Below are 1,457 nucleotides of genomic sequence, written 5' to 3' on the forward strand. Positions count from 1 at the left end.
CATTGCTTGTCAAGGATACCATCCGGGAGCTCTTCGAACCTTTGGATCGAGAGCAGACTGATGGCGACGAGCAGCAGCTTAGTATTGACTTTACATACGATTAACATATATTAAGAGACACTAGTGATTTCAGACAAGGAATTGATGCGTGGCGGATCTTCACGGTTAAAATGTCTGATATGGCTAATAAACCCAAGTTGTGGGATACCTTTTGGAAGTATTATTTTGGTCTTTCGTGGAATAGTGTAAAGATGCGTTTTATCATGCAAGCTACTGGATACACGGAGTGGGATCAAAGACCTTCTGACTATTCATTCCTGAATTGGCTTTCAGCCACTGCAAAACAAGCTTTAGTGGAATATAATCAACAACATCCAGATAACCCTTTAAGAGCAGCGAATGGGGATATTGTATCGATGGACAATTAAAACAAACAGACGATGAAAAAAAATAGTTTATATTTATATATTTTATTAATACCTTTTCTTACCGGTTGTATCGAAGATAAAGGAAATTATAATTATATTTCAGCCAATGAAGTTATGCCAATTACTATTCAGGGGTTAGATACCGCTTTACAAATAGTACAAGGGGATACCTTACATTTATCTCCTCAATTAAAGGGAATAAAAGATACTAATTCATATAATTATGAGTGGTCAGTCACGGAATCTGCTACAGCTGGAGTTTTGCCTTCGAAAAAAATATTGGGAACATCTCCAAAATTAAATGCCAAAATATCTCTTGATGCGGGTAGCTATTACCTTAACTTTAAAGTAATCGATTTTAAGAAAGACGTTTATAAACGCCAACAAATAGACTTAACGGTCGTTTCTTCGTCCTTGGGGCCAGGATGGTATGTTCTAAAAGATATAAATGATTCCACAGACTTTGATTATATAAGCAATAATGGAGTTATGTATAATGATATTTTGGCAGGAGGAAACAAAAAGCTTCCCGGTAAAGCCATCTGTATGACTTATCAGTCCGGAGGATATTACCAGACTATTCAAGATACATCGGGAGTTATTACATTGGCCAACCAAAAAGTTTTTCATATATTAAGTACCCGTGATATATTTACCATCAATGCAAATACTTTAGCCCTATTTAAAACGTTTAAAGATGAATTTTATTCCACTTCAACATGCAACCCTCAGTCTATATTCTTTTCTTCAATGCTAAATGATTTATACCTTATTAATAATAATTTATTGTATTCAATTTATGGTATGTCTGCAAATATTGGGAAGTTTGGAGCTGCAAAGGTTGGCATTTATTCATTATATAAAAATATGGTTCCTTATGATTTTGGTGATATTCTTGTCTTTGGTGAATTCAACAAGCAAGTGCAAATTTAGATAATCTTATCATAAAAGGATTCAAGCGGACAGTCAAAGTTCAACTTCTTTCTTGGTCTTGTGTTAATTTTATACTCAATCATCTTTATTTTCTGA

2 protein-coding genes and 1 pseudogene are annotated in these 1,457 nt (G+C 34.2%); 2 read left to right on the forward strand and 1 reads right to left on the reverse strand.

Going from position 1 to position 1,457, the window contains the following annotated elements; genetic code table 11:
* Positions 1-179: 179 nt before the first annotated feature.
* Positions 180-428: a hypothetical protein gene (locus NG821_RS12490; RefSeq protein ID WP_252761986.1), complete on the forward strand. Its 249-nt coding sequence runs from the start codon at positions 180-182 to the stop codon at positions 426-428.
* Between the two features lie 12 nt (positions 429-440).
* The gene (locus NG821_RS12495; RefSeq protein ID WP_252761987.1) at positions 441-1,361 is read left to right on the forward strand and encodes a PKD-like family lipoprotein; all 921 of its coding nucleotides are present in this window, start codon (positions 441-443) and stop codon (positions 1,359-1,361) included.
* Here the strand turns inward: NG821_RS12495 and NG821_RS12760 are convergent.
* Positions 1,358-1,457, reverse strand: a pseudogene (locus tag NG821_RS12760) (IS30 family transposase); the annotation flags it as partial. The gene NG821_RS12495 and the pseudogene NG821_RS12760 overlap by 4 nt on opposite strands.

This window comes from Segatella cerevisiae (genome assembly GCF_024054555.1).
Taxonomy (GTDB): Bacteria; Bacteroidota; Bacteroidia; order Bacteroidales; family Bacteroidaceae; genus Prevotella; species Prevotella cerevisiae.

What these genes read in the sequence shown, in the direction of transcription:
- NG821_RS12495 (WP_252761987.1), top strand. Translation starts at nt 441, where the DNA reads ATGAAAAAAAATAGTTTATATTTATATATTTTATTAATACCTTTTCTT.
- NG821_RS12490 (WP_252761986.1), top strand. Translation starts at nt 180, where the DNA reads ATGGCTAATAAACCCAAGTTGTGGGATACCTTTTGGAAGTATTATTTT.